Origin of the sequence: Rhizobium sp. BK098 (assembly GCF_014193155.1) — a bacterium.
Taxonomy (GTDB): Bacteria; Pseudomonadota; Alphaproteobacteria; order Rhizobiales; family Rhizobiaceae; genus Rhizobium.
Map to the genome: position 1 here is coordinate 63117 of NZ_JACHYY010000006.1, position 26945 is coordinate 90061.

The 26945-nt window shown below is 61.5% G+C and carries 19 protein-coding genes; 4 read left to right on the plus strand and 15 right to left on the minus strand.

What is annotated here, in order from left to right; translation table 11 throughout:
- The first annotated feature begins 91 nt into the window (after positions 1-91).
- Entirely contained in the window at positions 92-2161 is a 2070-nt protein-coding gene (locus FHT73_RS16735) for an ATP-dependent helicase (RefSeq protein ID WP_112608087.1), read from the plus strand.
- 232 nt (positions 2162-2393) lie between these two features.
- On the opposite strand, the gene mmsB is transcribed toward FHT73_RS16735, so the two are convergent.
- From mmsB to FHT73_RS16775, 8 genes are all read right to left on the minus strand, one after another.
- The gene (mmsB, locus tag FHT73_RS16740) at positions 2394-3281 is read right to left on the minus strand and encodes a 3-hydroxyisobutyrate dehydrogenase (protein WP_112608085.1); all 888 of its coding nucleotides are present in this window, start codon (positions 3279-3281) and stop codon (positions 2394-2396) included.
- A gap of 22 nt (positions 3282-3303) precedes the next feature.
- Positions 3304-4362, minus strand: coding sequence for an enoyl-CoA hydratase/isomerase family protein (locus FHT73_RS16745; protein WP_183713106.1), 1059 nt, complete (start codon positions 4360-4362; stop codon positions 3304-3306).
- Positions 4363-4401: 39 nt separating this feature from the next.
- The gene (locus FHT73_RS16750) at positions 4402-5997 is read right to left on the minus strand and encodes a GMC family oxidoreductase (protein ID WP_183713109.1); all 1596 of its coding nucleotides are present in this window, start codon (positions 5995-5997) and stop codon (positions 4402-4404) included.
- A 163-nt stretch (positions 5998-6160) separates the two neighbouring features.
- The gene (locus FHT73_RS16755; RefSeq protein ID WP_183713112.1) at positions 6161-7144 is read right to left on the minus strand and encodes a branched-chain amino acid ABC transporter permease; all 984 of its coding nucleotides are present in this window, start codon (positions 7142-7144) and stop codon (positions 6161-6163) included.
- A gap of 1 nt (position 7145) precedes the next feature.
- On the minus strand, positions 7146-8033 hold the full coding sequence (locus FHT73_RS16760; protein WP_183713115.1) for a branched-chain amino acid ABC transporter permease: 888 nt from the start codon (positions 8031-8033) through the stop codon (positions 7146-7148).
- A gap of 3 nt (positions 8034-8036) precedes the next feature.
- The gene (locus FHT73_RS16765; RefSeq protein WP_183713118.1) at positions 8037-8738 is read right to left on the minus strand and encodes an ABC transporter ATP-binding protein; all 702 of its coding nucleotides are present in this window, start codon (positions 8736-8738) and stop codon (positions 8037-8039) included.
- A 2-nt stretch (positions 8739-8740) separates the two neighbouring features.
- A complete protein-coding gene (locus FHT73_RS16770; RefSeq protein WP_112608073.1) occupies positions 8741-9523 on the minus strand; it encodes an ABC transporter ATP-binding protein in 783 nt (260 codons plus the stop codon).
- A 15-nt stretch (positions 9524-9538) separates the two neighbouring features.
- Positions 9539-10747 (minus strand): ABC transporter substrate-binding protein, encoded by a 1209-nt coding sequence (locus FHT73_RS16775; RefSeq protein WP_112336559.1) that lies wholly within the window; start codon positions 10745-10747, stop codon positions 9539-9541.
- Positions 10748-10919: 172 nt separating this feature from the next.
- Between FHT73_RS16775 and FHT73_RS16780 the strand changes: the two genes are divergently transcribed.
- A complete protein-coding gene (locus FHT73_RS16780; protein WP_183713120.1) occupies positions 10920-11846 on the plus strand; it encodes a LysR family transcriptional regulator in 927 nt (308 codons plus the stop codon).
- A 14-nt stretch (positions 11847-11860) separates the two neighbouring features.
- On the opposite strand, the gene galE is transcribed toward FHT73_RS16780, so the two are convergent.
- The 4 genes from galE to FHT73_RS16800 form a co-directional block, all read right to left on the minus strand.
- On the minus strand, positions 11861-12898 hold the full coding sequence (gene galE, locus FHT73_RS16785; protein WP_183713123.1) for a UDP-glucose 4-epimerase GalE: 1038 nt from the start codon (positions 12896-12898) through the stop codon (positions 11861-11863).
- A 415-nt stretch (positions 12899-13313) separates the two neighbouring features.
- Positions 13314-14480, minus strand: a complete 1167-nt coding sequence (locus FHT73_RS16790) for a pyridoxal phosphate-dependent aminotransferase (protein WP_183713125.1) — start codon at positions 14478-14480, stop codon at positions 13314-13316.
- A 145-nt stretch (positions 14481-14625) separates the two neighbouring features.
- Entirely contained in the window at positions 14626-15051 is a 426-nt protein-coding gene (gene mscL / locus FHT73_RS16795; protein WP_132715787.1) for a large conductance mechanosensitive channel protein MscL, read from the minus strand.
- Between the two features lie 249 nt (positions 15052-15300).
- Positions 15301-15867 carry a TetR/AcrR family transcriptional regulator gene (locus FHT73_RS16800; RefSeq protein ID WP_183713128.1) on the minus strand — a complete coding sequence of 189 codons (567 nt, stop codon included), beginning with the start codon at positions 15865-15867 and terminating at the stop codon, positions 15301-15303.
- 137 nt (positions 15868-16004) lie between these two features.
- On the opposite strand from FHT73_RS16800, the gene FHT73_RS16805 reads away from it, so the two are divergent.
- Positions 16005-17216: an MFS transporter gene (locus tag FHT73_RS16805; RefSeq protein ID WP_112608061.1), complete on the plus strand. Its 1212-nt coding sequence runs from the start codon at positions 16005-16007 to the stop codon at positions 17214-17216.
- Between the two features lie 105 nt (positions 17217-17321).
- Here FHT73_RS16805 and FHT73_RS16810 read toward each other — a convergent pair whose 3' ends face one another.
- Genes FHT73_RS16810 through FHT73_RS16820 form a run of 3 tightly spaced genes read right to left on the minus strand, consistent with a single transcriptional unit; the run spans position 17322 to position 22586 of the window.
- Complete coding sequence (locus FHT73_RS16810; protein ID WP_183713131.1) at positions 17322-19532, minus strand: 3-hydroxyacyl-CoA dehydrogenase NAD-binding domain-containing protein; 2211 nt, start codon at positions 19530-19532, stop codon at positions 17322-17324.
- Between the two features lie 13 nt (positions 19533-19545).
- A complete protein-coding gene (locus tag FHT73_RS16815) occupies positions 19546-20754 on the minus strand; it encodes an acetyl-CoA C-acetyltransferase (RefSeq protein ID WP_183713134.1) in 1209 nt (402 codons plus the stop codon).
- Positions 20755-20789: 35 nt separating this feature from the next.
- Complete coding sequence (locus FHT73_RS16820) at positions 20790-22586, minus strand: acyl-CoA dehydrogenase C-terminal domain-containing protein (RefSeq protein ID WP_183713136.1); 1797 nt, start codon at positions 22584-22586, stop codon at positions 20790-20792.
- Positions 22587-23065: 479 nt separating this feature from the next.
- Between FHT73_RS16820 and FHT73_RS16825 the strand changes: the two genes are divergently transcribed.
- Positions 23066-26752, plus strand: a complete 3687-nt coding sequence (locus tag FHT73_RS16825) for a peptidoglycan-binding protein (protein WP_183713138.1) — start codon at positions 23066-23068, stop codon at positions 26750-26752.
- Positions 26753-26945: the final 193 nt, after the last annotated feature.

Genomic DNA, 26945 nt, shown 5'->3' on the forward strand with positions numbered 1-26945 from the left:
GAACATCCATAGAACGTTCCTATATCTTCGCGTTTGCGATTCGCCGCATATCGCGCTCCGCGCCGGCCGCCGGAGGTAGTCAGGAGAGTTGATGACCGCCGCCTATCTGGAAAAGCTGAACCCGGAGCAACGGCTGGCGGTGGAACACGGCACGACTGTAGGCGACGGTCATATTGCCGGGCCTCTGCTGGTCATCGCCGGAGCCGGCTCCGGCAAGACGAATACGCTTGCGCATCGCGTCGCGCATCTGATCGTCAAAGGCGCAGACCCGCGCCGCATCCTGCTGATGACCTTTTCGCGCCGCGCCGCCGCCGAAATGGGCCGCCGCGTCGAGCGCATCTGCCGCGAGGTGCTGGGTGCGAATTCCGGCATCACCGCCGATGCACTTGCCTGGACAGGTACGTTCCACGGCATCGGCGCGCGCCTGCTGCGGGATTATGCAGAACAGATCGGCATCGACCCGGCCTTCACGATCCACGACCGCGAAGACAGTGCCGACCTGATGAATCTGGCGCGCCACGACCTCGGCTTTTCGAAGACGGAGAACCGCTTCCCGACCAAGGCGACCTGCCTTGCCATCTATTCGCGCTCCGTCAACGCCGAAGCGCCGCTCGACGGCGTGCTGCGCGACTTCTTCCCTTGGTGCGCCATGTGGGAGCAGCAGCTGCGCGATCTTTTCGCCTGTTATGTCGAGGCAAAGCAGGTGCAGAACGTGCTCGATTACGACGACCTGCTGCTCTATTGGGCGCATATGCTGCAGGAGCCTCTGATCGCCGAGGATATCGGCAGCCGCTTCGACCATGTACTCGTCGACGAATATCAGGACACCAACCGGCTGCAATCCTCCATCCTGCTCGCCCTGAAGCCGGATGGCCGGGGATTGACCGTCGTCGGCGACGACGCGCAATCGATCTATTCCTTCCGTGCCGCCACCGTACGCAACATTCTCGATTTCCCCAAGGCTTTTACGCCATCGGCCGATATTGTCACGCTCGACCGCAACTATCGCTCGACACAGCCGATCCTAGCTGCAGCTAACGCCGTGATCGATCTTGCGTCCGAGCGCTTCACCAAGAACCTGCGCACGGAGCGGCAAAGCGTAGAGCGGCCGCGGCTGGTGACCGTGCGCGACGAGGCCGATCAGGCGCGCTACATCGCCGATCAGGTGCTGGAAAATCGCGAGGGTGGCGCAAGGCTCAAGCAGCAGGCGGTGCTTTTTCGCACTTCGAGCCATAGCGGCCCGCTGGAAGTGGAGCTCACCCGCCGCAACATCCCTTTCGTCAAATTCGGCGGGCTGAAATTCCTTGACAGCGCCCATGTCAAGGACATGCTGGCGGCGCTGCGTTTCGCCCAGAATCCGCGCGACCGCGTGGCCGGCTTCCGCCTGATGCAGCTCCTGCCCGGCGTCGGCCCTGCGACAGCACAGCGCGTACTCGACCAGATCGGCGAAGATGCAAGCCCGATCACGGCACTCACAGAACTCCCGCCGCCACCGCGCACGGGAGACGATTGGACCGCCTTTGTCGAGACGATGCGGGAGGTCAAAAGCGGGAAGGCCGGCTGGCCATCGGAAATCGGCCTCGTTCGCCAATGGTACGAACCGCATCTGGAACGCGTATATGAGGATGCATCGACCCGCCAGGCGGATCTCGTCCAGCTCGAACAGATTGCCGCGGGCTACGGCTCGCGTGAGCGCTTCCTCACCGAGCTGACGCTCGATCCGCCCGACGCCACCAGCGACCAGGCGGGTGTGCCGCTACTCGATGAGGACTATCTGATCCTCTCCACTATCCATTCCGCCAAGGGCCAGGAGTGGACGAAGGTCTTCATCCTCAACGCCGTCGATGGCTGCATCCCCGCCGATCTCGCCGTCGGATCATCCGCCGAAATCGAGGAGGAACGACGGCTGCTCTATGTCGCGATGACGCGGGCTAAGGACAATCTCGATCTCGTCATTCCGCAGCGGTTCTTCGTGCACGGCCAGCATGCGCAGGGCGACAAGCATGTCTTCGCCTCGCGCACCCGCTTCATTCCGGCAACATTGCTGCAATTTTTCGAGGTCTGCGGCTGGCCGCAGGCACGGGCTGAAAGCGCTGCCGCCATTCGGGCGCGCGAGGTGCGCGTCGATGTGGGTGCGCGCATGCGGGGCATGTGGCGGTGAGTTGGGGTTATTGAGGCGGCAGGTCAGGCATGTTTATTGGTGCCGCATCATCGTGCGTGGCCCCTCACCCTAGCCCTCTCCCCGCGAGCGGGGAGAGGGGACGACCTCACAAGGCAGCAGGCCTCCTCTTGAACGGAACTTGTTTGGGGCACAATTCCCCCTCTCCCCGCGAGCGGGGAGAGGGTTGGGGTGAGGGGCAATCCGAGCTTTCAATTCACTCGATCGCCGCGCGTTATACCCGCTTCGCCTCGCGAAACATCTCGATGATCGCCGAAAAATCGCGGCCGCCGTTGCCGAGCTTTTCGAAGAGCGCGTAAAGCTGCGCGGCTTCAGCACCCAGAGGCGTCGACGCGCCGCTGGAGAGCGCCGCTTCCTGTGACAGGCGCAGATCCTTCAGCATCAAGGCGGCGGCAAAACCGGGCTTGTAGTCGTTGTTGGCGGGCGACGTCGGCACAGGGCCGGGCACCGGGCAATAGGTATTGATCGACCAGCATTGGCCGGAGGAGGTCGAAGCGACGTCAAAGAGAGCCTGGTGCGAAAGGCCAAGCTTTTCGCCGAGCACGAAGGCCTCGCAGACGCCGATCATCGAGATACCGAGGATCATGTTGTTGCAGATCTTCGCGGCCTGGCCGGCGCCGGGATCGCCGCAATGGACGATCTTCTTGCCCATCACCTCGAGCAGCGGTTTGGCAGCGGCGAAGCTTTCCGCCGAGCCGCCGGCCATGAAGGTCAGCGTCCCGGCCGCGGCCCCTCCGGTGCCGCCGGACACCGGCGCGTCGAGTGAGAGGCAGCCGGCATCGCCTGCCATGGCATGCGCCTTGCGGGCGCTGTCGACGTCGATGGTCGAGCTGTCGATCAGTAAGGTTCCCTTGGGCACGGAGCGTAGCACGTCGGTCCAGACGGTCAGGACATGCTGGCCCTTCGGCAGCATGGTCACGACCACTTCTGCATCGGCCAGGGCCTCGGTCAGCACGCTGGCGGCTTTCACGCCCGCCGCCTCGGCCGCCTTCAGCACATCATGCGAGAGGTCGAATCCTGTGACGGCGTGGCCGGCCTTGACGAGATTGGCGGCCATCGGGCCTCCCATATTGCCGAGGCCGATGAATGCGATCCGCGTCATGATGTTTTCCTCCCATGATCGGTTATCTTGCGAAAAGCGGCGGCTGCGCCGGTATGAAGAAACGGTCGATGGCATCCGCCGTCACTTCGGAAAGGCTCGCCGGAGACCATTTCGGATTGCGGTCCTTGTCGATGACGGCGGCGCGCACGCCCTCGTAGAAATCGTGATTATACAATATGCCCTTACAGGCGCCGAGTTCACGATCAAGGCATTCGGCCAGATTAGCGCTCGTTCGCCCTGCCCTGAGCAGCCGCAAGGTCAGCTTCAGGCTCGTCGGCGAGCGGCTGGCGATCACGCTTGCAGCTTCTGCGGCAAACTCTCCCGGTTCTCCGGCCAAGGACTTCAGAATTTCCTCCACCGTGTCTGCCGAAAACGTCCGATCGATCACATCGCGGTTTGCCGCAAGCCGGCTTTCGCCGGCATCTACAGCCATCGTCCTTATGAGAGCGTGCACGTCTGCGGTAGAGGCCGCAGCGGGCAGCGCGGCTATCGCATCGATGAGGGCTGGCAATGCGGAAGACGCGACACAATGATCGGCAAAACCGGCGTGGATAACATCGGCTGCACCGACGGTCTGCCCGGTCAGACCCATCCAAGTGCCGGCTTCGCCCGGCGCGCGCGGCAGCAGCCAAGTGGCACCGACATCCGGGAAGTAGCCAATGCCGGTTTCGGGCATGGCAAGGCACGTGCGTTCGGTGACGACGCGATGGCTGCCGTGGGCCGAGAGGCCGACGCCGCCGCCCATGGTGATGCCGTCCATCAACACGACATAGGGTTTGGGATAGCGCGAGATGGCATGGTTGAGCAGAAACTCCTCGCGCCAGAAGGTTTCCGCTTCATCAGTGCCCTCCTTGCCGCTCCGATGCAGCACGCGGATATCACCGCCTGCGCAGAAGCCACGTTCCCCCTCGCCCAGGACGATGACGCTTGCGACCTTCGGATCCGCGGCGAAATCCTCCAGGGCCGGCGCAATGACCCGCACCATCGGCAATGTCAGGCTATTCAGCGCCTTCGGGCGGTTAAGCTTGATAATGCCGGCCGATCCGCGCCGCTCAATGATGACTTCGTCCGTGCTATCCATGCAAATCTCCTATCCCTGCTGTCATCCATGAATAGGGCTTCATCTGTTGTCGGCAAGGATCATTTCGGCTGCCTTCTCGGCGATCATGATGGTTGGCGAATTGGTGTTTCCCGAGGTGATCGATGGCATGACGGAGGCGTCGGCGATACGCAGCCTTGCCAATGCTCTGAGCCGCAAGCGGGGATCGACGACGCTTTGCGCATCACCGCCCATGCGGCACGTGCCGACCGGATGGAAAATCGTCGTGCCGATATCGCCGGCGGCGCGCTCCAGATCGGCATCCGTCTCATAGGCCGGCCCCGGCTTAAATTCCTCCGGCCGGAACCGGGAAAAGGAGGGCTGGGCGACGATGCGCCGCGTCAGGCGAATGGAGCGCACGGCAATTTCCCGGTCGCGTGCGGCAGAGAGATAGTTCGGACTGATGGCCGGCTGCATCGCGAAATCGGGGCTGCGTACATGCACGGAACCGCGGCTTTCGGGACGGAGATTGCAGACACTCGCGGTGATCGCCGGAAAGGGATGAACGGGATCACCGAACCTGTCGAGCGAGACCGGCTGCACATGATATTGCAGGTCCGGTGTTTCCTTGTCCGGCCCGGAGCGGGTAAATATGCCGAGCTGGCTCGGCGCCATCGCCATGGGGCCTGAACGGCGCACCAGATATTCGAGGCCAATCGCCGCCTTTCCGATCAGTTTCGTCGCCTTCTCGTTCAGCGTGGGCACGCCGGTCACCTTGTAGGCGAGGCGAAGCTGCAGATGATCCTGCAGGTTTTCGCCGACGGACCGAACCTCGCGCACGACGTCGATGCCGGCTTTGCTCAACACCTCGCCATGGCCGATGCCTGAGAGCTCGAGAATGTGCGGCGAGCCGATGGAGCCGGCTGAGAGTACTGTCTCCTTGTTCGCATAAGCGCGCTTCGTCACACCATCGTGCTGGAATTCGACGCCGGTGACGGCATCCCCCTCGACGATCAGCCGGCGGACGTGCGCCTTGGTATAGACGATGAGATTGCCGCGCTTCATCGCCGGGCGCAGGAAGGCTTTCGTCGTGTTCCAGCGGATGCCGGAGCGCTGGTTGACGTCGAAATAGCCGGAACCTTCGTTGTTGCCGCGATTGAAATCCGCTGTCTCCGGGATGCCGGCCTCCTTGGCCGCGGCCTGGAAGGCATCGAGCACTGCCCAGCGCACGCGCGCCTTCTCGACCCGCCATTCGCCGCCGGCGCCATGCATCTCGTCCTTGCCGCGATAGTGATCCTCGGACTTGACGAAATAGGGCAGCACATCGTCCCAGCCCCAGCCGGCACAGCCGAGCTGACGCCAGAGATCATAGTCGCGCGCCTGGCCGCGCATGTAGATCATGCCGTTGATGGAGGAGCAGCCGCCGAGTACCTTGCCGCGCGGATAGTTCAGCGACCGGCCGTTCAGCCCTGCTTCCGGCGATGTGGTGAAGCACCAGTCCGTGCGCGGGTTGTTGATGCAATAAAGGTAGCCGACCGGGATATGGATCCAGTGGTAATTGTCGTTGCCGCCGGCTTCCAGAAGCAGCACCCTATTGTTGCGGTCGGCCGAAAGCCGGTTGGCCAGCACGCATCCGGCACTGCCGGCACCGATGATGATATAATCGAAGCGATCCATGTTCAAACTCAGTGATCCCCTCTCCCTGCCAGCGGGGAGAGGGTTAGGGTGAGGGGCCGGAAGGTTCGGCAGAACTCGGTTTTCAAACTACCCTCGGAATAGCCCCTCATCCCCCCTCCGGGCACCTTCTCCCCGTCAAAACGGGGAGAAGGAAATCAAGCAGTCAGCGGCGATATTCAAATCCCAGCTTCCGTCCCAGCCTTGAGGCATAGAACTCGCCCACCACACCGCGGCGGAAGAGTAAAACGCAGACCATGAAGACGATGCCGGTGATGATGGTGACCGGGAATTCCGAAGTGGCGAGATAGTTTTCCAGCGTCGCCACGAAGCCCGCACCGAAAATCGGGCCGATCAGCGTGCCGATGCCGCCGAGGAGCGTCATGAGAATGACTTCGCCGGACATCTGCCAGGCGACATCGGTGAGCGTCGCGAACTGGAAGACCAGCGCCTTGACCGCACCGGCAAGCCCCGCCAGCGCCGCCGACATGACGAATGCGCCGAGCTTGTAGTGAGCGACGGAATAGCCGAGCGAGATCGCCCGCTGCTCGTTCTCGCGGATCGATTTCAGGATCATCCCGAAGGGCGAATTGATGAAACGCCAGATGATCAGCACGCCGATCAGAAAAACCGCAAGGACGAAATAATACATGTTGAAAGAGTTGCTGAGATCGAGGACGCCGAAGAGATAGCCGCGCGGCACCGACTGAATGCCATCCTCGCCATGGGTGAAAGCCGCTTGCAGGCAGAAGAAATAGAACATGTAGGACAGCGCCAGCGTGATCATCGCGAAATAGATACCCTGCCGGCGGATGGCGACGAAGCCCATGACCAAGCCAAGCAAGGACGCGCCGGCGACGCCGATCAGGATGCCGAGTTCGGGCGGGAGCCCCCATTCCTTCACGGCGTGGGCGGTAAAATAGGCCGCGCCTCCGAAGAAGGTGGCATGGCCGAAGGAGAGCAGGCCGGCATAACCGAGTAGCAGATTGAAGGCGCAGGCGAACAGCGCGAAGCAGAGCACCTTCATGACGAAGATCGGGTAGATGAGGAACGGCGCCCAGATCAATCCGACGAGGCCGACGACCAGAAGCAGCTTTTGTACGGAAAGCTTCGGACGCTCCTTGGAGTTCAAGCTGATCAACCCAGCCATATCACGCCTCCCGACCGAAGAGGCCGGCTGGCCTCAGAAGCAGTACGATCGCCATGATCACGAAGATGACGATATTCGAGGCTTCAGGATAGAAAACCTTGGTGAGGCCCTCGGCAATCCCAAGCATATAGCCTGTGACGATCGCGCCCATGATTGAGCCCATGCCGCCGACGACCACAACGGCGAAGACGATGATGATCATGTTCGATCCCATCAGCGGCGAGACCTGATAGATCGGCGCGGCCAGCACGCCGGCAAACGCAGCAAGCGCCACGCCGAAACCATAGGTGAGCGTCAGAAGCACCGGCACGTTGACGCCGAAAACCTGCACAAGGGTGGAATTCTCGGTCGCGGCACGCAGATAGGCGCCGAGCTTGGTCTTCTCGATCAGCAGCCAGGTGCCGATGCAGACGATCAGCGACGCAATGACCACCCAACCGCGATAGACGGGCAGGAACATGAAGCCGATATTTTTCGCACCCGCCAGTTCCGTCGGGACGGCGTAGGGCTGACCGGAGGAACCGTAGAGATAGCGAAAGGTCCCCTCGATGGTCAGGGCCATGCCGAAGGTGAAGAGCAATCCGTAGAGCGGATCGATCTTGTAAAGCCGGCGCAGGCAGAGCAGCTCGACCAGCGCACCGAACAGGCCGACGATCAGAGGCGCTAGAACGAGGGCCGGCCAATAGCCGATGCCGGCATAGGCGAGCAGCAGATAGGCGGTGAACGCGCCGAGCATATAGAGGGCGCCATGGGCGAAATTGATGACCCGCAGCATGCCGAAGATGATCGCGAGCCCAAGGCTCAAGAGCGCGTAGAAGGAACCGTTGATGAGCCCGATCAGCAATTGACCGAGAAGGGCCTGCGCGGGAATGCCGAATATCGTCGTCATGGCTCAGACCCCCAGGACCTTGTGGAGCATACCCATGCGTTCGGAGAGTTCGCCGACCGGAAATTCCGAGACCATCTGGCCGTGATCCATCACATAGAAGCGATCGGCGATGCGGCTCGCAAAGCGGAAATTCTGCTCGACGAGCAATATGGTCATGCCGCGACCTTTGAGCTTCTGCAGGACTTCGCCGATACGCTGGACGATGACGGGCGCAAGGCCCTCGGTGGGTTCGTCGAGCAGCAGCATACGGACGCCGGTGCGCAGGATGCGAGCCATGGCGAGCATCTGCTGCTCGCCGCCCGAAAGCCTGGTGCCGACGCTGTTGCGCCGCTCATGCAGATTGGGAAACAGCTCGAAGATCTCGTCGAGCGTCATGCCGCCCGCTGCGACGACTGGCGGCAGCATCAGGTTTTCATAGACGCTGAGCGTCGAGAAGATGCCGCGCTCCTCCGGAACGAAGCCGATGCCCTGATGCGCCGTCTTGTGCAGCGGCACCTGCATCATGTCCTTGCCGGCGAATGTAATTCTGCCCTTGCGGGCGCGGACGATGCCAACGATCGTGCGCAGCGTCGTCGTCTTGCCGACGCCGTTGCGGCCGAGGATGGTGATGGTCTCCCCCTCGCCCACACGCATATCGACACCGTGCAGAATATGGCTTTCGCCATACCAGGCATTGAGACCCTGAACGTCGAGAAGCGTCGCCATCGTCAAGCCTCCTCCGTGCCCATATAGGCTTCGCGGACGCGCGGATCGCGGCTGACTGTCGCGTAATCGCCCTGGGCCAGGATCTCGCCGCGCTGCAGCACCGTGACATGATGGCAGATATCGGCAACGACCGAGAGATTGTGCTCCACCATGAGCACGGCCCTGTCGCGCGCGACATCGCGGATGATCGCGGAGACCGTGTTTACGTCCTCCAGCCCCATGCCGGCCATCGGCTCATCGAGCAGCAGCACCTTCGGATCGAGCGCAAGCGTGGTGGCAATCTCCAGCACGCGCTTGCGACCATAGGAAAGATCTGCGGCGACGGCATTGCGCTCTTTCGAAAGGCCGACGGAGGCAATGAGCTGTTCGGCGCGGGCATTGAGGCTGTCGAGGGCCGATAGCGGCCGCCAGAACTGGTGGGCGAGATTGCTTGGCCGCTGTAAGGCGACCCGCACATTGTCCAGCACCGTCAGATGCGGGAAAACGGCGGAAATCTGGAAGGAGCGCACCAGGCCCATGCGCGCGACCTTGTCAGGTCTCGTCTTGGTAATATCGGTGCCGAGCAGTGTGATGGTCCCATGCGTCGGCTGCAGGAACTTGGTGAGCAGGTTGAACACCGTCGTCTTGCCGGCGCCATTCGGGCCGATCAGCGCGTGGACCTGGGCATGATGTACGTCGAGATCGACATTCTTGACGGCGGTGAAGCCGCCGAAATCGCGGCGCAGTCCCCGGGCGGACAAAACCACCCGGGGCTCTTCATGCGGATATGTCGCGGACATCGCCATGAGCTGGTCCAGGCCCTATTGCTTGACGAGGTCGCAGCCGCTCTTGGCGGGATCGATATAGGCTTCCTTGCCAGGGATCGTCGCCAACACGTTGAAGTAATCCCACGGCTCCTTGCTGTCAGCGGGCTTCTTCACCTGAAGCAGATACATGTCGTGGATCATTCGGCCGTTGGCGCCGACCGTGCCGCCGCGGCCGAAGAAATCATCAACAGGCATCTCATGCAGCTGCTTGGCAACGGCGTCGGTATCGTCAGTGCCGGCCTTCTGCACGGCCTTCAGATACTGCATCACGGCGGAATAAGTGCCGGCATGGATCATGTTCGGCATTTTGCCGGTGCGGGCAAAGAAGCGCTTGCCGAATTCGCGGCTCTTGTCGTCGAGGTTCCAGTAATAGCCTTCCGTCAGCGTCAGGCCCTGCGCTGCCTGAAGGCCGAGGCCGTGCACTTCGGCGAGCGTGAAGAGCAATGCCGCCAGGTGCTGGCCACCCTGGGTGATGCCGAATTCGGAGGCCTGCTTGATGGCGTTGGAGGTATCGAGGCCGGCATTGGCCAGACCGATGACCTTGGCGCCAGACGACTGGGCCTGCAGCAGGAAGGATGAGAAATCATTCGTTGACAGTGGATGACGGACGGAGCCCAGCACCTTGCCGCCGCTGGCCTTGACGAAATCGCTGGTCTGCTGCTCGAGCGAATAGCCAAAGGCATAGTCCGCAGTCAGGAAGAACCAGGTGTCGCCGCCCTGCTTGACGAGCGCGCCGCCGGTGCCGACGGCGAGAGCATGCGTGTCATAGGCCCAATGGAAGCCATAGGGCGAGCATTGCTTGCCGGTGAGATCGGTCGTGGCAGCGCCGGTGACGATGTCGATCTTCTTCTTTTCCTTGCCGACCGCCTGAACGGCGAGCGCGACCGAGGAGGTCGTCAGCTCCATGATGGCATCGACCTTGTCCTGGTCGTACCATTGGCGGGCGATGTTGGAGGCGATATCAGGCTTGTTCTGGTGGTCGGCATCGACGATTTCGATCGGCACGCCGAGAACCTTGCCGCCGAAATCCTCCGCGGCCATCTTGGCGGCCGCTACCGATGATTTCCCGCCGAAATCCGCATAGACGCCGGACTGGTCGTTGAGGATGCCGATCTTGACGACACCATCGGACGGGCCGGCGGCGAAAGCCGCAGTGCTGGCTGCAAGCAGAAATGCAAGGGACGCAATAAGACTCTTTCGCATATCCTCTCCTCCCAGAGATTTGGCAAAAATGAATCTGTTCAAAATTGGCTAGCCGCTTTCCTCAAAACGGCTTTTCCCGACCGCCAAGATCACGGAATTCGCGCGTTGACGCAAGTCGCGATTGCAATTAATTCCAAACAAGGTCTGTTCATTTTTGAACAGAGGAGGATGCATGAAGCGTACGCCGCACTTTACCTGGGACGATTTGCAATTTTTCCTCGCCGTTGCGCGAACCGGGCAGCTTTCTACCGCGGCGCGACAATTGCGCAGCAGCCATGCCACGGTCTCGCGGCGCATCGACCGGCTGGAATTCGCCTTGAAGGTCAAGCTCTTCGAACGCAATCCACGCGGTTACATGCTGACCAGCATGGGGCAGCGCTTCGTCGATACGGCCGAGCACATGGAGCAGGAGACGGAACGTCTTCGCGCCGATCTATCTGCGGGATCGGCAGCACAACGGGGTGTCGTGCGCATCAGTGCGCCAGAGGGGTTTTCCAACTTCTTCTTCACCGGCGTCCTGCCGGAATTCACTGCGAAGCACCCAAACATTTCACTCGAGCTGATCACCATCCAGCAGATCATGTCGCTCTCGCGCAAGGAGGCCGATATCGTCGTGGTGCTCGACCCGCCGAAGGCCGGACCCTACTTCACCGAGAAGCTTACCGACTATCATCTCCAGGTCTACGGATCGCGCGACTACCTCGCCCGCCATCCACCGATCGAAAGCCGCGATGACCTGCCTGACTTCTCCTTTATCGGCTATATCGAGGATATGATTTTTGCGCCAGGCCTGGATTATCTCGATGACGTCCATCCGCGCATCAGGCCGCAATTCCAGAGCTCAAGCATCTTTGCGCAGCTGACAGCGACGAAGAACGGCCAGGGGCTGTGCGTGCTGCCGTTCTTCATCGCCGGCAAGCACCCCGATCTGCAGGTGGTCCTGCCGCACGAGGTGGATCTTAGGCGCCACTACTGGATCACATGCCATCGCGACCTGCGCCAATCGCCGCGGGTGCGCACCGTCATCGATTTTCTCGCGGACGCCGTGCGCAAGAATGCGCCGGCCTTTCTTGGTCCCTGGAGACGTCCGGAAAGCTGAGATCGTCAGTCGCGTTACAGCATGCTTGGAGCGGCGTAGACCCTGCTGACGCCGGCGGCATCAAAGCCCGCGCGTTCGGCGAGGCGGAGCTCCCAATCCAGCGACGAGCGCACGATCATTTCCAGATCGTTGTATTTCGGCGTCCATCCCAATTCGCGACGAGCAAGCGTCGCATCGGCGACGATACTGGCCATATCGCCGACGCGCCGGGGAGCGATGTGGATGCGGAAGGCGCGGCCATAGACGCGCATGACCATGTTGAGCACGTCCAGAACCGAATAGCCCTGGCCGTAGCCGCAATTGGCAACCAGTGAGCGGCCGTCTTCGCGCAGATGCCGCAATGCCATCAGATGCGCCTCGACGAGATCGCTGACGTGGATATAGTCGCGAACACCGGTGCCGTCATGCGTCGCATAATCGGTGCCGTAGATATCGACCTGACCGCGGCGGCCGAGGGCCGCCTCGCAGGCGACCTTGATGAGGTGGGTGGCGCCGTTGGTCGATTGCCCAGCCCGCCCCTCGGGATCGGCGCCGGCCACGTTGAAATAACGCAGCGCCACATAGCGGAAGTCATAAGCAACAGCGGCATCGCGCAGCATCAGCTCGGACATCAGCTTGGATTGACCATAGGGGGATTCAGGCCGCAGCGGCGCATCTTCGCCGACCGGCCTATCCGCCGGCTGCTGGCCATAAACAGCGGCGGTGGACGAAAAGACGAAATGACGGATGCCAGCCCTGATGGCGGCACTCATGAGGATGCGGGTCTTGCCGGTGTTGTTCTCATAATAGGCAAGTGGATCCTCGATCGACACCGGGACGACCGCCGAACCGGCAAAATGAATGATGGCCTCTATATGGTTTTCAGCGAAAATCTGATGCAGGAGCGCTTCATCGGCGATATCGCCGAGATAGAAGCGGGCAGCCGGCGGAACGGCCCAGCGAAAGCCCGTGGAGAGACGATCGAGGACAACCACGTCCTCTCCCGCGTCCAGCAATCTCCAGACCATGTGGCTGCCGATATAGCCGGCCCCGCCCGTCACCAAGACAGTCATTCTTCGCGTCCCCGCCAAGTCTACCGGCTCCATATGAGGCCGCTTCCCCTGCGAAATTGATTAAAAGCGGGCGGCGTGGCGGGAAAGATTGCGGGGATGGTTAGGGTGGGCTTTCGAGGATCGATTGGATTTTATGGATTGACGCTATTGCATGCTTGGAGAGTACGCACCCCCCCTTTGTCACTTCGTGACATCTCCCCCACAAGGGGGGAGATTGGAAACTTGTTGCAGCCTCTCGCGCCCAATGAACGTCATATCTGTTGACGCCAAAGCTTCATCGCTCTTGCTGAGCGCGGCAAACTCCCAACGATCTCCCTCCTCGTGGGGGAGATGTCGCGATAGCGATAGAGGGGGCTCAGAGGTGAAGCAATCGAGAGAATACTTTTCGATCGTGGAGCCGATCGAAGCAAAGCCCTCACAGACCCAAAATATACCGACTCAACCGCTCCGCCGCATCCGCGACCTGTACCGGATCGCGCAGGAAGCAGGCACGCATGAACAGCTCGCCGCCTAGACCGAAAGCCGTCCCAGGCGCGAGGCCGACACCGGTCTTGTCGACGATGTCGATAGCGGCCTTGCGACTGTCGGTCACGCCATCGATCTTCAGGAAGGAATAGAGCGCGCCATCCGGCTTCAGCGTCTGCACGCGATTGGTAGCAATCAGCGCATCGCAGAGGATATCGCGCGAGCGAGTGGCCTTCTCGATATTGGAGCGGACGAAATCATCGCCCTCGTTCAAGGCCGCAACCGCGCCTCTCTGCATGAACTGCGCGACGCCCGAGGTCGAATATTGCACGAGGTTTTCGATCACCTGCCCGAGCTCTGCAGGTGCGACGATCCAGCCGACGCGCCAACCGGTCATCGACCAGTTCTTCGAGAAGGAATTGACGAAGAGGATCTTGTCGTCCGCTTCCTTGACGTCGAGGAAGCTCGGCGCGCGGCCGCCGGCATAGTAGTAGAGCGCATAGATTTCGTCGGCCATGATCCAGAGATCGTGCTTGCGCGCTAAGGCGAGAATATCGCTGAGATCCTGATGGGTCGCCGTCCAGCCCGTCGGGTTGGACGGGGTATTGATGAACAGGCCCTTTGTCTTGGGCGTGATCGCCGCTTCCAACCGATCGAGATCGAGCGACCATTTGCCGTGCTCGAATTGTAAGGGTACGGCGACGGAGCGGGCGCCTGCGATCTCGAGCGCGGCAGCGATGTTCGGCCAGGCGGGGGAGAGATAAACCATCTCGTCGCCGGGAGCGGTGATGGCCTGCACGGACAGCTGGATCGCCTGCATGCCGGAGCCGACGACATAGAAGTTCTCCATCGGCAGCGAGGTGCCGAAATGCCGGCCATAATAATCGGCAAGCGCCTGGCGCAGTTCCGGAATGCCGCGCTGCCAAGTGTAGAAGGTCTCGCCGGCGTTGAGCGAGGCCATGGCGGCGCGATTGATGAAATCCGGCGTCGGCAGATCGCCCTCGCCGACCCAGAGCGGCAGCAGGCCCTCACGGCCACGGGCATAATTGACCACTTCGACGATCCCGCTTTCAGGTGCTGCAAGCGCGCGCGGGCTGAGGCTATCTAGTATCGACATGCAAAGTCTCCGGTTTCCGCCTTCATAAAGCAGAGCGGCGGACAAATCCCATGACTTTGCCTTAGTGACCAATCGATTTTGGTGATGAATAAAGCCCCAGTCCTCGCATGGACCGGGGCTTGCAAAAAGAGTCGAGCAAAGCGAGTCAGCGCTTGGCGAGAAGGTCGCGGATTTCCGTCAGCAACTGGACATCAGCCGGCGGCGGTGCCGCTTCGGCGACCTTGTCATCCTTACGCTCGACTTGCGAGCGCAGCGCGTTCACGCCCTTGACCATCAGGAAGATGATCCAGGCGAGAATGAGGAAATTGATGAGGACAGTGATGAAGCTGCCGTAGGCAAGAACCGCGCCCTGGGCACGGGCCGCAGCGAGCGTCGGTGCGTTGACACCCGAGGCGAGGCCGATGAAGTAGTTCGAAAAATCGAAGCCGCCGAAAATCGCGCCGACGATCGGCATGATGATATCGTCAACCAGCGATTTAACGATGCCGCCGAAAGCGCCGCCGATGATCACGCCGACTGCAAGGTCCATGACGTTGCCTTTAGCGATAAAGGCCTTGAATTCATTAAGCATTGAGCAGTCCCCTTCGCGTTGCCGTTGAATTCACTGATGATAATTAGCACCATCTTTTTCCTTATTTTTCAACAGCAAATCGACAACGAGCCTTGCTCAAGCATGCATATCCCATGATAATTCCACAACAAAAGCAACTTTACCGCGCATATGTTCGACTACTTATTCGTCAGTTGCGAGCAACCAAGCCGAAGCGACAGAATGTGCTTGGGGAGTTCGAGTGAGTCGTTCGCAATCGCCGATCGCGCATCAAGTCCTGGCTGTACTCTCCGGCATTACCTTCGTGACGAGCCCGCGAACGTAGTCGGAGTCGGGCGCCTGGTCGAAGAGGATGCGATAAATGATCGGCGAAATGACGTGATCCATCAGTTCCGTCAAGGTGGGAAAGGGCTCGCCGCACGCCTCTGCCCGTGCGATGAAGACGCTCAATTGACAGCGCATATAGGTGCCGCATTTCTCCGCGTTTGCACTGTCGGCTGCCGCAAGAACGTCGCGCAGCATTTGCCGGCCAAGCCCGGAGGCCATCTCATCGGCATATTGTTCGACCCATGCCGCCAAATCTTCACGCGCGCTACCGATCCTCGCCGGCTCGCCCTCCGGCCGCAGGTGCGACGCGGCAACGTCGGCCAAAAGCGCCTGAAGGTCGCCCCAGCGGCGGTAGATCGTCGACGGCGTGACGTTGGCACGCTGCGCGATCAGGGGGATCGTTACATCGGCGCGATCCATGGTTGCCAGCATATCGCGGACGGAATGATGCACGGCCGCCTGCACTCTGGCGCTGCGCCCGCCGGGGCGGGGATTTTCTCGATAGCCCATAAGCCCTTGCCAATTTTTCCCGTTTTGCGGATCGCGAATGACTAAGGGCATCCACTAACGCAAATTATTTGCTTTTATACGCCAGGCATCCTATATCCGCCTAACGCAATCTTTTAGCTTTAGGTAGGATATAGTCGATGACCGAACTCGATTCCACCGCCAGCGCTCCGATTTCAGCCGCCAGACGCCTAGCGCCGTTCTATTATGCCGCAACCAGCGCCTTGTTTTTGGCCGCCTCATCCGCACCGACGCCCCTCTACCGCCTTTATCAGCAGGCCTTCGCCTTCTCGCCGGTATTGCTTACGGTGATCTTTGCCGTTTATGCCTTCTCCCTTCTCGCCGCACTGCTCATCGTTGGCTCGATTTCGGACCATCTCGGGCGCCGACCGGTGATCTTCACATCGATCCTCCTCAATATGGTGGCCACAGTGCTGTTTTTAATGGCTCGAGGTCCGGATTGGTTGATTGCCGCCCGCATCGTGCAGGGCTTTGCGACGGGCACTGCCATCAGTTCGATCGGCGCCGCCCTTGTCGATCTCGATCCGATCAGGGGATCGATCACCAACAGTCTTGCCCCGCTTGCCGGCATGGCGATCGGCGCGATCGGCACGAGCCTGCTGATCCAGTTCGCGCCGGCTCCGACCGTGCTTGTCTATGTCGTGACACTTGCCCTGCTGACGCTGCAAGCCGCGCTGCTATGGATGGTGCCGGAAACAACGAGCCGACGGCCCGGCGTATTCGCATCGCTGAAGCCGGAAGTCGCCGTTCCCAAGCAGGCACGCCGGACGCTGCTGGCGCTGACGCCGATCAATATTGCCGTCTGGGCGCTTGCCGGCTTCTATCTGTCGCTGGTGCCTTCGCTGGTCAGCGCGACGACCGGCAGCACAGCGCCACTGGTCGGCGGCTCCGTGGTCGCAGCCTTGACGATCAGCGGCGCTGCCGCCGTCTTCCTGCTGCGCCGGAGATCCGCCACCATGATCATGAAGTTCGGCATACCGACCATGAGCCTCGGCATACTGACCATCATCGCCGGCATGCATGCGGCTGAGGTGTCGATCCTCGCGCTCGGAACTCTGATTGCCGGCTCGGGCTTCGGGGCAGCTTTTCTCGGCACGGTCAGAAGCATCATGCCGCTGGCCAAGCCCGACGAACGCGCCGGGCTGCTTTCGGCCTTCTACATCCAGAGCTATCTCGCCTTCAGCGTCCCCGCCATCCTGGCAGGCTTCCTGTCGAAAGCGCTTGGATTTCCCGAAGCCGCCGATATCTATGCGGCGGCGATCCTTCTGCTTATCGGCTGGGGCGTCGTTGCGTTAAGGGCGGGGCAAGAGAAGCCATTACGCCATGCGTAAGCATAATCTTACGCAATCTCTCTGATCTGACGCTGAACCAATCAGTAAAAGGGCCGCTCCCGGCAAGAGCGGCCCTTTATTTGTCGCCGGCAATGGCTTGTTGCCTCAAGCCGCCTGCTTGGCACCATAAGGATCGAAGCGCCCGTAGAAAGTCTCGCCCTTCGCGGCCATGTCCTTCAGTAGCGCCGTCGGCTGGAAATGCGGGCCGTAGGCGGTGGCCAGCTTTTCGCAGAGTTCGACGAAAGCTTTGACGCCCATGCCGTCGATGTAGGACAGCGCGCCGCCGGTATAGGGCGCAAAGCCGAAGCCGAGGATGGAGCCGACATCGGCCTCGCGCGGATCGGTGACGATGCCTTCTTCAATGGTGCGGGCAGCTTCCAGTGCGATGGTCACGAGGAAGCGCTGCTTCAACACGTTGACATCAACTTTGTCGGCCTTCTTTTGCGGATAGAGATCCTTGAGACCCGGCCATAGCGACTTCTTCGCCGGCTTCGGCGGATAGTCGTAAAACCCCTTGGAGTTCTTTCGGCCCAGACGCCCCTCGCGCTCCACCAGGCCGGCGACGAGCTGCATGTGACGCGGGTCGACCGCCTTCTCGCCGAGATCGGCGACAGTCGCCTTCAGGATCTTGTAGGAGAGATCGATGGCGACTTCATCGTTGAGCGCCAAAGGCCCGACGGGCATGCCGGCCATCTTGGCGGCATTCTCGATCATGGCAGCGGGTACGCCCTCAATCAGCATGTCATAGGCTTCATGGATGTAGCGGAAGACGCAGCGATTGACGAAGAAGCCGCGCGTGTCGTTGACGACGATCGGCGTCTTTTTTATCGCCGCGACGTAGTCGAGCGCGACGGCAATGGCACGGTCGCCCGTTTCCTTGCCGAGGATGACTTCGGTCAGCATCATCTTCTCGACAGGCGAGAAGAAGTGGACGCCGATGAAATCGGCCGGGCGCTTGGAATTCTTGGCAAGGCCCGTGATCGGCAGCGTCGAGGTGTTGGAGGCGAAGACGGCGCCGGCCGGTAGCACGGCTTCGACGGCCTCGATGACGGCCTTCTTGACTTCGCGATCCTCGAACACCGCCTCGATGACGAGATCGGCATCCTTCAGGTCGGCGTAATCGGCCGAAGGTGTGATGCGGGATAGAAGGGCCGCGCCCTCATCCTGCGTCATCCTTCCCTTACCGATCGAGTCCTTGACCAGCCCTTCGCCGAGGCCCTTGCCCTTAGCCGCAGCCTCGATGTCGCGGTCGATGAGGGTGACGGGAATGCCCGCGGCGGCCGTGACATAGGCGATGGACGCACCCATGAAGCCGGCGCCGACGACACCGACCTTCTTCAGCTCTGTCTTCGGCTGGCCTGCCGGGCGGCGGGCGCCCTTGCCGAGTTCCTGCATGGAGATGAACAGCGAGCGGATCATCGAATAGGCTTCGGTGGTCTGCAGCACATGCGTGAAGTAGCGCTGCTCGATCTTCAGGCCGGTATCGAAGGGAACCTGCAAGCCTTCATAAACGCATTTGAGGATGGCGAGTGCTGCCGGATAATTGCCCGAGGTTTCGCGGCGCAGGATGGCGGGCGCTGCCGGCCAGAGCTGAGCTGCGGCAGGCGTCCAGATGCCGCCACCGGGTGCCTTGAAGCCCTTTTCATCCCAGGGTGCCACAGGCTTGAGGCCGTCCTTGATCATCTGCTTGGCAGCCGGGATAAGTTGATCCGGCTCGACCACCTGATGCACGAGGTTCATCGCCTTGGCGCGTGCTGCCGTCAGCGACTGGCCCGTCGTCATCATCTGCAGGGCGGATTGCGCATCCGTCAGGCGCGCGATGCGCTGGGTGCCGCCGGCGCCGGGGAAGATGCCGACCTTGACCTCCGGCAGTGCGATCTTGACGCTCTTGGCGCTCGACGCGACGCGGCCGTGGCAGGCGAGCGACAGCTCGAAAGCGCCGCCCATGCAGGTGCCGTTGATGGCCGAAACCCAGGGCTTGCCGCAGGTTTCGAGCTTACGGAAAAGACCCGTCATGCGGCCGACGAGATCGAAGAGCTTCTTCGCGGCTGCTGCCGGGTCCTTGGCCTTCTCCTCCTGATAGAAGGAGAACATGGACTTGATCATCGAGAGATCGGCGCCGCCGGAGAAGGAAGACTTGCCCGAGGTGAAGACCACGCCCTTGACGGCGGCATCGGCAACCGTTGCATCGATGATGGCGTTCAGCTCTTCGAGGATCTCGGCGGTGAAGACGTTCATGGACTTGCCGGGCATGTCCCAGGTGACAAGCGCGATGCCGTCTGCGGCGGTCTCAACGGTGAAATTTGTGTAAGCCATTGGTTTCCCCTCCTCAGACGCGTTCGATGATCGTGGCGGTGCCCATGCCGGCGCCAATGCAGAGCGTTACGAGCGCTGTGTTGAGATCGCGGCGTTCCAGCTCGTCGAGTACGGTGCCGAGGATCATCGCGCCGGTAGCCCCCAGCGGATGCCCCATGGCGATGGCTCCGCCATTGACGTTGATCTTGTCGTGCGGAATGGCGAAAGCCTGCATGTAGCGCAACACGACGGCGGCGAAGGCTTCGTTGAGTTCGAAGAGATCGATATCCGCAAGCGTCAGGCCGCTGCGCTTCAAAAGCTTTTCGGTGACGTCGACCGGGCCGGTCAGCATCAGCGCCGGGTCGGAGCCGATATTGGCGAAGGCCTTGATGCGGCCGCGCGGCTTCAAGCCCATGCTCTCACCGCCCGCCTTGGAGCCGAGCAGCACGGCAGCCGCGCCATCGACGATGCCGGAGGAATTGCCGGCGTGATGCACGTAATTGATGCGCTCGACTTCCGGATGCGCCTGAATACCGACGGCCTCGAAGCCGCCCATTTCGCCCGGCAGCTGGAAGGACGGATTGAGCGAGGCGAGCGCCTGCATGTCGGTGCCGGGACGCATGTGCTCGTCGCGGTCGAGAATTGTCAGGCCGTTGATATCCTTCACCGGAATGACGGAATTCTTGAAATAGCCCTTCTCCCAGGCGTGGGCGGCACGCTTCTGGCTTTCCACGGCATAGGCATCGACGTCATCGCGCGAGAAGCCGTATTTGGTGGCGATGAGATCGGCCGACACACCCTGTGGCATGAAGTAGGCCGGGAAGTTGACCGAGGGGTCCATGAACCAGGCGCCGCCGGACATGCCCAAGCCGACACGCGACATGCTTTCGACACCGCCGGCAATGACGATATCGTCAGCCCCTTGAGCGATCTTCGCCGCACCAAAATTGACGGCATCGAGGCCGGAGGCGCAGAAACGCGAAATCTGCATGCCAGGCGCCTTGGTGGAATAGCCGGCCTCGAAGGCGGCACCCCTCGGGATAACCGCACCGGCTTCCATGACCGGATCGACGCAGCCCATAATGATGTCGTCAACCGTTGCGGTATCGAGACCGTTGCGATCGCGGATCGCCTCCAGCGTCTTGGCGGCAAGGCGCACGGACGGCACTTCGTGCAGCGCACCATCCTTCTTGCCGCGCCCGCGCGGCGTGCGCACGTGGTCGTAAATGAAAACCTCGGTCATGTCTCATCTCCCTGCAGCAGCTAACGCCGCCTTGCTCAAAAGGCTTCCGCCGCCAGTTCCATCATCGTATCGGCGCCGGTTTCGATGCGGGCCTTGCGCAATGCCGTTTCCGGCATGATGCGCTCCATGTAGAACCGTGCCGTGACAAGCTTGTTCTTCAGATAATCCTCGCGCGCGCTGTCGCCAGCCGCAAGGCCTACTTGAGCCGCTTTCGCCATCTTCGCCCACATATAGCCGAGGACGACGAGGCCGAAGAGGTGCATGTAATCAGTCGAGCCGGCGCCGGCATTGTCGGGCTTTGCCATAGCGTTCTGCATGAACCACATGGTCGCGGCCTGCACGTCATTCAAGCCCTTCTTCAGATGCTTGGTGAAGAAGGCCATCTGCTCGTCGTTGCGGTTTTCCTCGCAGAAATCGCCGATTTCCTTGAACAGCGCCATGACGGCGCGGCCGCCGTTCAGCGCCAGCTTGCGGCCGACGAGATCGAGCGCCTGTATGCCGTTGGCACCCTCATAGATCATGGTGATGCGGGCATCGCGGACATACTGGCTCATGCCGTGCTCTTCGATATAGCCATGGCCGCCGAAGACCTGCTGCGCCATGACGGCATGCTCGAAGCCCTTGTCAGTCATGACGCCCTTGAGGATCGGCGTCGACAGACCGAGGATATCGTCGGCTGCCTGACGCTCCTTCTCATCGGGAGAACGATGGGCGATATCGGACTTTAGCGCCGTCCAGAGCAGGAAGGCGCGGCCGGCCTCGTTGAAGGCACGGATCGTCATCAGCGAGCGGCGGATATCCGGATGGACGATGATCGGGTCAGCCTTCTTGTCCGGCGCCTTCGGGCCGGAGAGCGAGCGGCCCTGGATGCGTTCACGCGCATAGTTGGCGGCATTCTGATAGGCGATCTCGGCGATGGAGAGACCCTGCAGGCCGACGCCGAGGCGCGCCTCGTTCATCATGACGAACATGGCGTTGAGGCCCTTGTTCTCGGCGCCAATCAGGAAACCCGTGGCCTCGTCGTAATTCATGACGCAGGTGGCGTTGCCGTGGATGCCCATCTTGTGCTCGATCGCGCCGCAGGACACCGGGTTTCGCGCGCCAAGCGAACCGTCTTCCTTGACGAGGAATTTCGGCACGATGAAGAGCGAGATGCCCTTGGTTCCCTCAGGCGCACCTTCGATGCGAGCAAGGACGAGATGGACGATATTGTCCGTCATGTCGTGCTCGCCGGCCGAGATGAAGATCTTCTGGCCTGAGATCTTGTAGCTGCCATCAGCCTGAGGCACCGCCTTGGTGCGCAAGAGGCCGAGATCGGTGCCGCAATGCGGTTCGGTGAGGTTCATGGTGCCAGACCAGCTGCCCTCGACCAATTTCGGCAAGTAAGTCTGCTTCTGCGCATCGGTGCCATGGACGAGGATCGCTGCGATCGCGCCCTGGGTCAGGCCCGGATACATCATCAGCGACATGTTGGCGGCCGAGGTATACTCGCCGACGGCGCAGTGCAGCACGTAGGGAAGGCCCTGCCCGCCGAACTCCTCCGGCACGGCGAGACCCAGCCAGCCACCTTCGCGATAGGCACGATAGGCCTCCTTGAAACCCTTCGGAGTCGAGACCGTGCCATCGTCATGGCGCACGCAGCCTTCCTGATCGCCGGAATAGTTGAGCGGGAAAAGCACCTCTTCCGACAGCTTGGCCGCCTCGCCGACGATCGCCTCGATCATGTCGGGCGTGGCATCGGCATAACCGGGAAGATTGTTGTAGCGCTCCAGCCCGAGCACATCGTTCAGGACGAAGAGCGTATCGTTCACCGGGGCCTTGTAGACTGGCATTTCTCGAATTCCTCCAATTCGCCGCCGGACCTTGAGATTCCGGCCACTGTCATACTCTTACAAAATATTGACGTTTGCGTAAACGTCAAATTCGTGTCTCGCGGGGAAATTTTGGTGAAGCCGGTGAGGAAGAGCATTCCGCATATCGCCGATACGCCCCTCCCCCTCAGCAACCGGGCACCGCCTGCGTGCAAGAATATCAGGCCGTGGGACAGCAGAACCGAAATAAAAGGTTAAGACATCAGACAAACTTAACGAGTTGTTTACCACGTTTCGTAAATTGTACGAGTTGAGCAGCAGTGCTTCGGGTTTCTTCAACTTAGCTTGGAAATCGCGCTGTCTTTGCCGCTCTGTTTGAGGAAAGCCAATACATTTATCCCTTTCCGAACGACGGATGCAGACAGCGCGGCGATATAGCAACGTCTTCTTCCATCAGCATGACGGCCCGGGGTGGTCCATAGTTCAAGGCGAGCAAAGATATGAGCGGATCGCGATCAAATCCTACCGGTACGGGCGACTGGACGTCGCTGGATGCTCTGAGCCGCACGATCGAGGGGCTGGAAGCACGCATCGAAGGGCTGATGGGAACCGCCGCCGCGCGCGATACGCGCCAGCGCGTCGCCGCGGGCTATGCGCCGGCCCCCGAACGAGCCGCCTCGGAGCGGATACCGCCCCGCCCCGAACGCGAGCAATATGCCAGCCGCGCTTACGAGCGCCCGTTGCGCAACGAACGCCATGAGAGCGATCTCCGATCCGATCCGCTTGCCGAGATCCGTCAACGCCAGCGCACGCTGGAGGCAAACCGCGAACGTCTGCAGCCACGGCGCGAGGAAATCTCGCACGCAGAACCGCAGCCGGCCCGGCGGCCGATCGACAGCCATGCGCAGCGCCAGCCGATACGGGCCGCAGCCGCCGACGCACCGGTCGATATCGCCCAGGCGCTCGTCAACCTCCGCCAGGATCTGAAGCGCGACATCGCCGACAGCGTGAGCCGCGAAGTCACCGCTCTGCGCGCCGAAATCCGCGATATCCGCGAAAACGCCGAGGACAAGCATTTTGTAGCCGATGTCCGCCAGGACATGGCCAGGCTTGCCGACAGCATCAACCAGCTCGCCGGTCAACCGGAAACAGCCGGGCTGAAAGCCGAATTCGACGAGCTGCGTTCGCTAATGGACGGCCTTGCCCGCGAGGAATCCCTGCATCACGTCGAGCGCCAGGTGAAGGCGATCGACACATCCGGCCTGCAGGACGAGCTCGTCTCCCTTGCCTACCGCCTCGATGACATCAAACAGCATCTCGGCGGCATGAACGACAGCCCGGCCGTGCATGCGCTGGAAAACAAGCTGCTGACGATCGCAACCGCGATGGAGAGCCTCGGCTCCATGATGCAGCCGCAGGACCAGGCCATGCAACGGCTGGAAGGCCGCCTCAGCGGTCTTGCCGACCAGATCGACCTGATGAGCCGCGATGCTGCCGGCCGGCGTCAGCCTGCCGACGATCTTTCCGGCCGCCTCGAAGCGCTCGCCATGCGCATCGACGAGCTCGGCAGCGCCAAGGCCGTCGCCCGCCTCGAGGAGCGGCTGGACCAGCTTTCGCACTTAATGGAACGTGCGCAGAAGGCCGCGCCGCAGCCTGAACTCGTCACCTATCTCGCCGACATCTCCCACAAGATTGATGCGCTGGAACATGGGTCCGTCGGCAACGTATTGGCCGACCGGCTGGATTATCTCGCCCGCCGCATCGACGAGATCGATTTCCATCCGCCCGCTCCGGCAGCAAGCCTCGACGACAGCATGGCGCGCCGGCTCGAGGGCCGCCTCGCCGATATTGCAGCCCGGCTGGAAGCAAGCACCGCAGCACCGCCGACGGATATGCAGGCACTGCGCAGTCTCGAAGAGCAGATCGCCCATCTCTCGACATTGCTGACTGCCGAACCACGGGCCGTTGCGGATCATCTGCCCCCGGATTTCGATCGCCGCATGAGCGCGCTCGAAGACTATATGGCGACGAATGACGAATATATCATCGAAGCGGCCCGCCATGCGGCGGAAACCGTCGTCGAGGCCTATTCCCGCGAAGGCGGAATGGTGAACGGGTCGCAAGCAGCCGACATGTCGGCTTTGGCGGCTCTTGCGGACGATCTTCGTCATCTCGAGGACCTCAGCCGCGCCACCGACGAGCGGACGCATCGCACCTTTGAGGCCCTGCATGACACGCTGCTGCAGATCGCCGACCGTCTCGATCATATGGAGCAGCGCAAGCCTGCGCCCGCCATGCCGGCCGCAACGTTCGAAAGCGACGTTTTCGCCGAAGAGGATGCTCCAGGCCTGAAGCCGCCCATGGCGGCGCAGCAGAAGGCAGGTCCGATCATCCGCACGGTTGCGCCAGCAGAATCCTTAGTCTCCGGCGAAGTCGCCGTCGCACAGGCGATCGACGCCAATACGAAGGCCGAAATCAAGGCAGCCGTGAAGAAGAGCGGCAAGTCCAGCCTATTCGCGAGCCTCGGCAAGCGTTTCTTTACACCGGAAAAGGCCGAGCCGATCTTTCCGCCGGACCGTCCGGTCATCGAACAGGCGCCATCGATCGATCCCGCCGACGTAATGCCCGGCGAAGAGGCCAATGAACTGCTGGAGCCGGGTTCCGGCGCACCCGATATCAAGAAGATCCTTGAGCGCGTGCGCGCCAGCCAAAATACGTCGCGCAGCGGAAACGCGCGTCAGCCGACCGAAAACGAGCGGGCCGACTATATCGCAGCCGCCCGCCGCGCCGCGCAGGCCGCTGCCATGGAAGTCGACCAGACGCAACGCTCGGCTCCTGCTTCCAGGAAAGACGTCAAGAAGGGCGGCGCGTTCTCGCGCTTCCGCCGGCCGATCCTGCTTGCATTGGGCGCCGTCATGCTTGCCATCATGGCCTATCCGCTGGCGAACACGCTGACCCGCGGCCAGAAGGCGCCGACACCAGCCCAAGTATCGACGATGGTCGCGCCTGCCGATAGCGCCGCGACCAATACCGTCGCTGCCAATACGAACCCGGTCGCCAACAATCAGCAGCCTGCCGCAAATCAGGCTGCCGCATCCTCGGTATCCACGACGCAGACGGCGGAAGTCCAGCCCGCACCCACGGCCAGCGATCCCGTCGCCGCACCTGCAAATGATCACCTGACGGCAGCGACCCCGCTCGACGGCAACCAGACAGCAAGCGAAGAGTTGGCACCTGCCGCCAGCGCACCTGCACAGCAGGCCGCTGCCTTCGTTCAGACCGAGAATACGGCGGCCGCAACTCCCGCCGCCACGCCGGCAGCGCCTGATATCGCTGTGCCCGACGGCATCCAGCCGCCATCGCTCGTCGCTGCCGCAAAATCGGCCGATCCGGTCGCGCTCTTCGAAATCGGCGCGCGCTACACGGATGGCCGCGGCGTTGCTGCCGATATGAAGCAGGCTGCGAGCTGGTATCAGCTTTCGGCCGACAAAGGTTATGCCCCGGCACAGTACCGCCTCGCCAGCATGTATGAGAAGGGCAATGGCGTCGATCGAGATCTCGTCAAGGCCAAGCAATATTATGAGCAGGCCGCCAATCAGGGCAACGCCAGCGCCATGCACAATCTCGCGGTTCTCTATGCTTCCGGTACTGCCGGCCCGCAGGATTATAACAGCGCGGCGAACTGGTTTATCCGCGCCGCCGATCTCGGCGTCTCCGACAGCCAGTTCAACCTTGCGATCCTCTATGCACGCGGCAACGGCGTGAAACAGGACCTGCAGGAATCCTACAAGTGGTTTGCTATCGCCGCAAAGAGCGGCGACAAGGACGCCGCCCAGAAGCGCGATGAAGTCGCCAACGCCATGAAGCCGGCCGATCTGGAAAGCGCCCGCGCCAAGGTCGACCTCTGGAAAGTGCAGCCGGCCGATCCGAAGGCCAATGGCACAAACATTCCTGACGAATGGACTACCGGCAAGGGTGTGAACACGGCCTCGATCGATATGAAGAAGGCAATCCGCAACATTCAGGCCATTCTCAACAAGAATGGCTTCGATGCCGGTTCGCCCGACGGCGCCATGGGTGACAAGACGGTAGCCGCCCTGAAGAGCTTCCAGAAATCCGTCGGCCTGCCGGCGGATGGACGGGTCACCGATCAGGTGGTCAAGGAACTGCTCGCCCGCAATAAGTAGTCAGGGATTTCGTGCGAAAGCGATCAAACAAAATGCCGGCGCCAGCACGCCGGCATTTTGTTTAGGCGCTAAACGCCGCCGCATCCTCTGCAGCGGCTGGCCATTCCGCTATACAGCGTCACAGAAAAGTGGAAAAAACCGGGTTAGGGTGAAAGCGGCAATTCGAAAACTGTGGCAGCCCGGCCTTTCCTAA

Excerpts from the sequence above, each read along its gene's own strand:
- FHT73_RS16735 (WP_112608087.1), top strand. The coding sequence starts at position 92 with ATGACCGCCGCCTATCTGGAAAAGCTGAACCCGGAGCAACGGCTGGCG.
- mmsB (WP_112608085.1), bottom strand. The coding sequence starts at position 3,281 with ATGACGCGGATCGCATTCATCGGCCTCGGCAATATGGGAGGCCCGATG.
- FHT73_RS16745 (WP_183713106.1), bottom strand. The coding sequence starts at position 4,362 with ATGGATAGCACGGACGAAGTCATCATTGAGCGGCGCGGATCGGCCGGC.
- FHT73_RS16750 (WP_183713109.1), bottom strand. The coding sequence starts at position 5,997 with ATGGATCGCTTCGATTATATCATCATCGGTGCCGGCAGTGCCGGATGC.
- FHT73_RS16755 (WP_183713112.1), bottom strand. The coding sequence starts at position 7,144 with ATGGCTGGGTTGATCAGCTTGAACTCCAAGGAGCGTCCGAAGCTTTCC.
- FHT73_RS16760 (WP_183713115.1), bottom strand. The coding sequence starts at position 8,033 with ATGACGACGATATTCGGCATTCCCGCGCAGGCCCTTCTCGGTCAATTG.
- FHT73_RS16765 (WP_183713118.1), bottom strand. The coding sequence starts at position 8,738 with ATGGCGACGCTTCTCGACGTTCAGGGTCTCAATGCCTGGTATGGCGAA.
- FHT73_RS16770 (WP_112608073.1), bottom strand. The coding sequence starts at position 9,523 with ATGGCGATGTCCGCGACATATCCGCATGAAGAGCCCCGGGTGGTTTTG.
- FHT73_RS16775 (WP_112336559.1), bottom strand. The coding sequence starts at position 10,747 with ATGCGAAAGAGTCTTATTGCGTCCCTTGCATTTCTGCTTGCAGCCAGC.
- FHT73_RS16780 (WP_183713120.1), top strand. The coding sequence starts at position 10,920 with ATGAAGCGTACGCCGCACTTTACCTGGGACGATTTGCAATTTTTCCTC.
- galE (WP_183713123.1), bottom strand. The coding sequence starts at position 12,898 with ATGACTGTCTTGGTGACGGGCGGGGCCGGCTATATCGGCAGCCACATG.
- FHT73_RS16790 (WP_183713125.1), bottom strand. The coding sequence starts at position 14,480 with ATGTCGATACTAGATAGCCTCAGCCCGCGCGCGCTTGCAGCACCTGAA.
- mscL (WP_132715787.1), bottom strand. The coding sequence starts at position 15,051 with ATGCTTAATGAATTCAAGGCCTTTATCGCTAAAGGCAACGTCATGGAC.
- FHT73_RS16800 (WP_183713128.1), bottom strand. The coding sequence starts at position 15,867 with ATGGGCTATCGAGAAAATCCCCGCCCCGGCGGGCGCAGCGCCAGAGTG.
- FHT73_RS16805 (WP_112608061.1), top strand. The coding sequence starts at position 16,005 with ATGACCGAACTCGATTCCACCGCCAGCGCTCCGATTTCAGCCGCCAGA.
- FHT73_RS16810 (WP_183713131.1), bottom strand. The coding sequence starts at position 19,532 with ATGGCTTACACAAATTTCACCGTTGAGACCGCCGCAGACGGCATCGCG.
- FHT73_RS16815 (WP_183713134.1), bottom strand. The coding sequence starts at position 20,754 with ATGACCGAGGTTTTCATTTACGACCACGTGCGCACGCCGCGCGGGCGC.
- FHT73_RS16820 (WP_183713136.1), bottom strand. The coding sequence starts at position 22,586 with ATGCCAGTCTACAAGGCCCCGGTGAACGATACGCTCTTCGTCCTGAAC.
- FHT73_RS16825 (WP_183713138.1), top strand. The coding sequence starts at position 23,066 with ATGAGCGGATCGCGATCAAATCCTACCGGTACGGGCGACTGGACGTCG.